This window comes from Mesorhizobium sp. M7D.F.Ca.US.004.03.1.1, from assembly GCF_003998635.1.
Lineage (GTDB): Bacteria > Pseudomonadota > Alphaproteobacteria > Rhizobiales > Rhizobiaceae > Mesorhizobium > Mesorhizobium loti.
This window is the reverse complement of the sequence record NZ_RZQG01000174.1, coordinates 1-8,565: the sequence shown is the minus strand read 5'-3', so window position 1 is coordinate 8,565 and position 8,565 is coordinate 1. Positions and strand designations below refer to the sequence as shown.

6 protein-coding genes and 1 pseudogene are annotated in these 8,565 nt (G+C 57.1%); 2 read left to right on the top strand and 5 right to left on the bottom strand.

Going from position 1 to position 8,565, the window contains the following annotated elements; translation table 11 throughout:
• From EN935_RS12775 to EN935_RS12765, 3 genes are all read right to left on the bottom strand, one after another.
• On the bottom strand, nucleotides 1-683 hold a 683-nt coding region (locus EN935_RS12775), incomplete at its 3' end, for a DUF6473 family protein (protein ID WP_127373352.1).
• 86 nt (nucleotides 684-769) lie between these two features.
• Nucleotides 770-3,781 carry a glycosyltransferase gene (locus EN935_RS12770; RefSeq protein ID WP_164757504.1) on the bottom strand — a complete coding sequence of 1,004 codons (3,012 nt, stop codon included), beginning with the start codon at nucleotides 3,779-3,781 and terminating at the stop codon, nucleotides 770-772.
• Nucleotides 3,782-4,143: 362 nt separating this feature from the next.
• Entirely contained in the window at nucleotides 4,144-4,686 is a 543-nt protein-coding gene (locus EN935_RS12765; RefSeq protein ID WP_127262141.1) for a hypothetical protein, read from the bottom strand.
• Nucleotides 4,687-4,736: 50 nt separating this feature from the next.
• Between EN935_RS12765 and EN935_RS12760 the strand changes: the two genes are divergently transcribed.
• Entirely contained in the window at nucleotides 4,737-5,429 is a 693-nt protein-coding gene (locus tag EN935_RS12760; protein WP_127262142.1) for a hypothetical protein, read from the top strand.
• 668 nt (nucleotides 5,430-6,097) lie between these two features.
• Here EN935_RS12760 and EN935_RS12750 read toward each other — a convergent pair.
• Nucleotides 6,098-6,766 (bottom strand): SDR family oxidoreductase, encoded by a 669-nt coding sequence (locus EN935_RS12750; RefSeq protein ID WP_127262192.1) that lies wholly within the window; start codon nucleotides 6,764-6,766, stop codon nucleotides 6,098-6,100.
• 112 nt (nucleotides 6,767-6,878) lie between these two features.
• On the opposite strand from EN935_RS12750, the pseudogene EN935_RS12745 reads away from it, so the two are divergent.
• Nucleotides 6,879-7,782, top strand: a pseudogene (locus tag EN935_RS12745) (LysR substrate-binding domain-containing protein).
• A gap of 273 nt (nucleotides 7,783-8,055) precedes the next feature.
• Here the strand turns inward: EN935_RS12745 and EN935_RS12740 are convergent.
• Nucleotides 8,056-8,565: zinc-binding dehydrogenase (locus EN935_RS12740; RefSeq protein ID WP_164771103.1), on the bottom strand; the 510-nt coding region annotated here is incomplete at its 5' end.

Here is an 8,565-nt window from a genome sequence, read left to right as displayed (position 1 = left end):
GTAGAGATGCATTCGACATATTCGTCGGAGAAAGCCGCAATCTCCTTCGTCATTCTTTCGTTGACCAACTGAGGCACTGCCTGAAAAAGACTGTAAGGCAAGTCGCTATAGTCGTCTTCATATGCAGAACGTCTACTAGAAAGCCAAAACAATATTTTTGGAGCTGATATCTCCTGCAGCAAATTAACAAAGACGTTCGTATAGTCCGCCCTCGTTTCTTCGGTGATCGTCTCGATCTCCTTCTGCGATGACGATGCTGCCAATTGTCGAAATAATTCTTCCGAACGCAGTGCTGATCCGTCCGACGTCCGGTACCCAGCATGACCGCCCGACTTGGAATTGTCGAACTGCGAATTCGAGGCGCTGCGCCCCGATAACACCTGGAGTACGACGGCCTCTGCTCCGTTCATGAGATCCAGGTAGGCGCGATTCATGAAATGTCGGGGGCCTGATCCTCCGACCCCGAGGTTCAGGACGGGCAAATCCAGCCGTCTGCCCAATTCGGTTGGAAATGGGTTCATTGCGAAGCGCCCGAACGTCTGAGCTGCCCCGACGAAAGCAAGATACGGTTTAGAGGTATCTACCGGCGGCCCGCGAAATGTTCTCCAGCTGAGGGTCGGAAGCTGATAAAGTTCGTAATCGAACCCACCTGCCTTATCGAGTTCCTGATAGAACTTACTCATGAGCTATTGTTCTCGCGACAACTCTGCGTGCGCCATCGTGTCAAGCCTGACTTGATAATATACCCGTTTCGTCGCAGTGGGACATCTCATGACGCAGGTAATTCACTCTCATATCGAAGCAAAGTCATATAGCGCGCAACCATTTTCTCTACCGAGAACTTCTGGGCAACCCTCGCACGCCCTTCCTCACCGAATTTTCGCAGCATTTTTGGATTTTCGAGCAACTCAATCACCCTATCGGCCATGGCTTGCGAAGTGGAGGCGAGATAACCCGTTACTCCATCATCAACCTGTTCAGCCGTGCCACCATCGGGATTGGCTACGACAGGCAAGCCCATGGCCATTGCTTCAAGCGAAGCGTTCGGACAACCCTGCCGATCGGAAACCATCACGAAAACACGAAATTGGCCGAGGAACGGCGTCACATCCTCACGTGGCCCAACGAACCGGATGTAATCGAGTTTCTCTCTTCGCTGGCGATCCAGCAGATCCCGCCAATAGGTCTCCGTACGCGAGTCTGGGCCACCAACGATTGTCAGGGACGCGCCTGGTAGTGTCATATTAACGTGCCGCATCATTTCTATTAGGAACTCGATCCTTTTGTCCGGAACAATACGGCAAACGGTGCCGATGGCGAGAGTCGGATCGAAAGTACCCGGGAGAAGATCCGCGGGTTCCGGCAGCGGCACGAAACGAGGCGGGGGCGCAGTGCCGAGCGGGATAAAGGACACCCGTCGCGGCGCCACCGGCGAGGGCGCTCCGCCCGCGTAGAGGGCGACGAAGTCGTCAAGCCTCTTGAAATAATCATCGGCGGTAAACATTATGCGCCGCTGGAATCTAGCCGCATCGGCGAGCTCGTCGAAGAGCATCGGCCCCGGGCTCACGTCTATAAATCGTACATCGCGTTCGAACAGGACTTTAGCCAAGAGCAACTTGATCTCTGGCTGCACGTTCCAGAAGCATATAGACCGCATCGTCAGTTGATCAAACCATTGCAGCAAACTGGCCGTAATTTCGCCCAAGCCCGAGACTTGTTTGAGATCGAGAATGGGAACCTGGGCGTCGGTTAGTGCTGCGCGGAAACGGGCAATCGAAATCCCGTCGATCACACATAGGGCTGTTTTTATTGATGTGGGCAGGCTAGTCAGGAGTAGTGTCAAGGACCGCGCGGGACCTCCGATGTTGAGGTTCTGTGTGACAAACAATGTGCCTTCCGCTATCGACCGCGAAGAGGGCGATCGCACCGCATACTGGGCCAGCAGTGTCCAGAGACGTGGGATGATATCTGGATCGATTGGAGGACTCGGCAGCCACCGTTTTTGACGCTGAGCCCGATCGAGCAAACCTGTAACATAAGCGTTTATGTCGGACGGTTCTTCAACCAAGACTGCGTCGGCTGGTACAATCGCGCGATTTCCGCCCACATCGGCCGCGACAACCGGGCATCCAGCACGTGTCGCCTCCATTAGAGCAATCGAGCTGGCCTCGAAAACGCTGGTGTTCATAAACACATCGAATGCCGCATAGTATGGGTCTACTGGGTGGACGTTACCAGGCATAATCATGTCTGCGATTACGCCCAGTTCCAGTGCTAGGCGGCACGTCGCCTCATACGCTGCACGGCCCATGCCATCTGGATGGTCCCAATCGCCGAGTATCATTAATTTGGCCTTGCGAATCCGCTGGAGCTGCGCGAGCACCCTCACTGCCCTCGTATAGGCCTTCCCCGGACTAAACCGACCCACCATCCCAACTAGTAGGGTGTCCGGTGCCAATCCATATGCATTTCGAAGCTCAATACGTCGTCGAGCAAGATCTTCTGGAGAGAAGGACCGCTGTATTTCGTGCCGTAACGTCACAATAGGGCGGATGCAGCCCGCACGCCGCAGTTGGTCTGCCACGATATCCGCTGTGGCCACCACAAACGGTACTAATGGATGATTATAGCAAACGGGCGCATCAATCCATTCGCCAGAGGTAGTATGAACGACAGGGACCGTCGCAACTCCGAGCGCCCAGATACTCTTCAGAAAATTCAAGGGCACCGAATGGGCATAAAGAAGTGGCGTTGGCGAATTTGCTACTTCCAGTGCTATTTTCCGAGCTGCCCGTTCGGTTGAAAGATAGTCTAGCACATGAACCACGAGATTGTCGTGCGGCGTGATTGCGTACCCTTTCTGAGCTGGCGACATAGTGTACAGGCAAGTGGCCACGCTCTTTTGGACAAAAGTGGACTGAACACATTCGATTACTGTTCGCTCAGCGCCTCCCCGTACTAGCGAGGGCAGCAGGATGTTTAGCTGCGTTTCGCTCGGGCGCATCCTAAGATCGATGTGTCGTCCAATCTTCTTTTGGTCGCCGCCCGCATTGGACAACGGAGTGTAGCGTTCGTATGGATCGATGAGTCCATAGTATCGATAAAGCTCATGCAACGTGCTGCCAGCAGGCGGCCTGTTGGTGTCAACTGGCGTTTCGGAAAGTTTCTGACCGCGGTAGACACCGTCGTCCCGGCGTAGGGTCTGCTGGAATTCGTTCAACCAGTGGATCGCGTACCAATTGTCTGGTATTGGAGTGGCAGATTCTACGAAATGACGCACTGCATGATGCCAACTGTCCAAGTTTGATATGTCTTTCCTGATATATGATGTCAGGCCAAGACGTTCGACATTTCTGTTAAGGACGCGGATTTGGGCGTGCCAATCTACGTCTTCATTGGCGATTGAATCGCTCTCTTCATAGCATGACTTCATCAGTTCGCTGCCCTTGGGGCATTTCATCAAGTTACCAACCATCCCCAATTGATGGGGCCTGAAAACGTAGTCTTCGGTGAAATCGAATGGCCTAAGGCAGGTGATGTCCATGTCTGACCAGACACCGCCATGGTCATGAAGCAGCTTGTAGCGGAATAGATCCGAAAAAGGAGAAACGCTCCCCTCGCCCACTCCCGCCTCGATGTCGCGCGCTCGCTTTCTGAATATCCTCTTGCGTGGTAACACCTCGCAGGCGTCCCGCAGGACGACTCCCTTCACAACCGGCGTTTGAAGATCGTCATAAACCCAGAGATGAAATTCGTGTCCCCAGCGAACAAAGGACTGCAATGTCAGTTCTTCAAGGCGTGAAAGCTTAGGTCCTATCCAAAGGCCATGGACTATGGGCAGTTCCCGACCCCTGGGCCGCGACCGCCGTCCTACCTTTGCTGCAGCCCTGAAGGACATGGGAGCTTCCTCGCACTTGGTTTATCGTTGCACTTAGCGCCAGGTAAAGTGATGGGCGGATTGAAATCATTGCGAGAGAGACGTGTCTTCGTGGCTTTCGCAGGCCCTCGGTGGCGAGCCTCTGATACTAGCAATTTTATACTTAGCCGTTTGATGCTGTCTGTCTAGAGACCCGCCGATATCGCGAATCGCGACCATCGTGAGATGTGGCGCAGTTCAACCTTCCGGGAGTGCTAACCGAGCAATCATCTCCACCGGGCGCCTGCCCAATTGTGAAATTTCCGCTCCGAACTGAAGGCGGTGCAGCGCCCCACTTGTCGCGATCTCAGCGTCCAGGAAGTTGTAAGAAATCGCCTTCCTGGTTTCTTTGACCTGAAGAGGTATAGCCGGTGAAGGCAGCAGCCATTCCACCGACGCTTCCTGCTGTTAGTCCAACGCTGGTAGAGCGCCGGCATCAGCAGGCTTTGCAGCCCATCATCGTAACCTCCAGCGAGATAGGCCCGTTGTTTAGCCTTCTCGTTCTTCAACGTCATGATGTCCGACTTCATCGTAGCAACGTCGGCGCGGACTTTTTCGATGTCGGAGTGGACCGAGGTCTGGGTCTCAATGAAGCCGTCCATTTTTGTCGACAGCGCCGACAGCGCCGACAGCCTGTCGACGATCTCCATGACCTTGCCAGTGATAAAAGTGTCGTTCATCGGTATCTCAGGAAACGGGATTGGCGTTAATCCAGCTACGCCGCGACCGACTGCAACATTCAAGTCGTAGACGTGAATACTGGTTGCCACGAACCCTGCTCCACAATACGAGACTCCTCGGGGATTTGGGGGAAATCGAATTGAAGTCTGCACGCACCGTCCTATCAGGGATTCTTTATCTTTCGATCTGCGCGGCCGCGCATGCGCAGTGCGACGCGCGTCTCATTAGTGGTGACGATCTCGTCGGAAAGCCCGCTTGGTTGGCGCATAACCTGCCTTCTAACAGGTCGCTTACAGTCGCAGAATTTGAAGGACTGAGCATCCCGGTACTCAAGCAGGTCGGGCCAACGGCCTGGGAGCCGTCCGGAGAGCGGTCGCTTCGGCAGGGGACGATGGTCACCGTCACGAAGATCGTGGCGGCGACGGAAGACAACCTTCCGATCTACATCGAGGTCGAAGCTGGGCCAGACGACAGGGTCGTCGTCAACAGCATGAATGTCATGGGATATGATTTCACCGCGTGCAAAGCGTCAGAGTTGCTGTCGGGTGGTCATCGGAACGGGTTTAGCTCGCAGTGGATGCGATCCTTGCCGATGCGACTTAAGGAGGGCGCACGTCCGACCGAAGACGGAAAATGGATCGACGCAGCGAAACTTGAAAAGCTCCGTTACGTCGACTGTATCGAATACGATCGCAACGTGCTCAATCCGCGCCTGACCAGGTGCACCCCCGTTTGGGAAGACGTGGGCGACATGAATGAGCAGGCGACCAGGCCGTCGGATATTTACGTCACCGATGAAATGATCGAACAGGTGATCGATATCGAGGATTAGACTGCGATACTAAGTCGGATCGACCCGCACCACGTTCGTAGCGCGGATCGCGCTGCTGATGTCGCAAGACATCTCGCTGCCGAACACGAGCTCGACGCTCTCATCGTCGCCGCGGTGAGAGCGTGAATCTTGGATCGAGCTCGTCGCGGGACGCGCCATGTTTTCGCGCATAGCAGCACGCTGAGCAGCGACGCGTATGATGGGAGGAACTGATGGATCTCAAGAAACTCATCACTTACGTTTCGCTATCCCTTTTGCGCCGACTATCTCGGACGGCGCGGTTGGCCCAGGTCGATCGACGAGCTGCGCACCGACGATCTGCTCCTCATCCCCCGTGGCGATGGTCTCCCCCGCTTCGCGACAGGGACGGCGTGGAGGACCAGGTCGAGTCCACCGCTCGGCTCACCGCAAATGATCTCACGGCAATAGATCGCATGGTGCTTAACGAGGCTGGGATCGCGGTTACGGCGAGATATGTGGCTGCGCCTGAGATCGAGGCCGGCAATCTCGTTCGCGTTCTGCCAGGCTGGAGCGTTCCAGCCGTCGATGTCAGTCTAGTCATGCCTGCCGGTAAGGAACGTAGCCCGGCTGCAAGAGCCTTCGTTGAGTTTATGCGCCAACGGGTTGCCGGCAACCGCCGCTGGTTTGACGATGGGGCGTGGCGGGCCTCACCATGTAATCAGTGGCGAACGATGCCGCCAGGCGTCGCTATGCACCTGGTCGAGGACAAATTTCGCAACGTCCTCCCGCGAGATGGTCCCGCCATGGAAGTCGGACAGATCGGTTAGAGTGCGGACATTGGCGCGTCCCGCCTTTTTGTTCAAAACGGATGGCCGGATGATAGTCCAATCGAGGTCGGACTCACGGATGACGGCTTCCTGCCGGTTCTTGTCCGCATAGACGTTGCGCAGGAGCAGCGGAAAAATCACGTTATCGAACAGGAACCCGCCATGGCCGGCGCTGTCGCCCGCGCCCATCCCGGTGATGGTGATCAGGCGCGAGATGTGTTCAGTCTTCATTGCCTTGACGAGCGCGCGGGTCGCGGTCGAGAGCAGCGTCACCTTGTTGAACGGGCTGGCCGGAGTGCCCAGGGCACTGATGACGGCATCCTGCCCGGTGACGGCCTCGCTTAGGGTCTTCTGGTCGCGGGCGTCGCCGACAACAAGCCGAACGCCCTTCATTTCCGCCGCTTTTTCGGGAGATCGGACCAGTGCCGTCACCTCATATCCGCGTGCCAATGCCTGGCTGACGATGAGCCGGCCAGTCGGCCCCGTCGCCCCCAAAACCAATATCTTGGTCTGCGCGGCGTGGGGATTGTCGTTTGTGGACTTGATCATGGCTTTGTTCCTCGTTGGGTGAGACGTTTGCAGTTGGGTAGGTTGTTGTCGTAAATATGAGTGGTTCACATATGATGCGATAGGCGCTGATATTGGACACACCGTCTCATTGGTGGAACAGAGGGATTTGCTGGCTCTTGCGGATTTCGTGCTCGCCGCGGCGGCTTCGGCCGTGCAGCACGGGACGGGTGGCAGAACTTGAGGCTGGCCTGGGATTGCGACTTGTCGAGCGTGACGCGCGGGCACTCAAACTGACCGAGGAAGGGCGCGCGCTCTACGAACGGGCAGGCCATTTGCTGACCGAACTGGACGAAACCGCAGCAGCGATTGCCTCGGGCGGACAGAAGCCGCGAGGCAAACTGCGGATAAGTGCACCATTGCTTTTTTCTCAAACCGCATTGGGCAAGATCGCCGCCGGTTTTGCGCTGAAGTACCCGGACGTTCGGCTCGAGGTCTCCACGGATGACCGCGCTGTGGATATGATCGATGAGGGGTTTGATCTGGTGATTCGGGTAAACCCTGATCCGGATGAGACCCTTATCGGGCGAGCGTTCCTGCACGATCGATTGGTGGTCGCCGCGAGCCCGGGTCTCGCCCGGCCGACGGCGAACACGACAGCGCCCGCCGTCGTACGATCGGCGAGCGATCGACTGACCTGGCAAGTGATGACCGCCACCGGCCCGACTCCAATTATGATCGAGCCCGTTCTGGCGCTAACATCCCTTGTCATGGTCCAGGACGCGGTGCGAGCCGGCGTTGGCGCCGGCCGCTTACCTTTGTCGCTCGTGAGCCACGAGCTCGCAGACGGCACGCTGGTAGAATGGGGCGAGGTCGACGGACCTGACATTGTCCTTTGGGCGCTCTACCCGTCCAAGCGGCTCCTGAGCGCTCGGGTGTCAGCGTTTCTGAACTATCTCAAAGAGGCCCAGATCTGCTTCTGCGTGAGCGGGCGGTTCGTCCCTACCTTCCTGCCAACGTTCCAGGCTGCGCGCTCGCGGCTAGCATCATCGAAATGAGAATGACCCATGTGAGTTCTCCTTGGTCTTAATTGGTCAGGGAAAAAAATGGATCGCCATCATTGCAGCTAGAGCCGTTACCGGACCGTCCGGGATTTAAAGGAGCTGCAAGCCGCAGTTCGGCCGTGACCCCGCCATGCGCCCTGTTTTCTTGGTCTACGTCGTAGCCGATCCTCGAAGGGGTTCCTCTCTCCTCGACTATTGTCTACGCGTCTCGCCGGGCCACACGCTGAGCGATATGACGACGCGCTTACGCCCTCTCTCCCCAAGTTCTTACGGACGAACGCGGATGACGGTCTTCCCCGTGTGTCGCTCGCTCGCGTTGAAGGTTGCAACGGCCTCGTTGAGGGCCGAAACTTTGCCGATGTTCGTCCGCAGTCGCCCGTCCCGCACCCGCTGGACGATCTCACTCAGTTGGGCGCGATCGGACTCGACAACGAAGTCAACCGCCAGGCCGTCTGCGGGCCGCGCCTCGGCCGGGCCGACGACGGTCACCAGCGTTCCTCCGGCCCGGATCAGAGCTGCGGACCGCTTCTGGATGTCCCCGCCGATGACATCGAACACCAGATCGACTCCACCGACGTCTTCCAGGGCGTCGTTCTCGAGGTCGACGAATTCGTTTGCGCCGAAGTCGAGTGCCTTCTGTCGGTCGGCCGCGCGTCCGGTGCCGATGACATAGGCACCGGCCTCACGTGCGAGTTGCGTCACCATCGAACCGACGGCGCCGGCTGCGCCATGTGCAAGGACGCTCTGCCCCGCCTGAAGACGGCCGTGCTGAAAGAG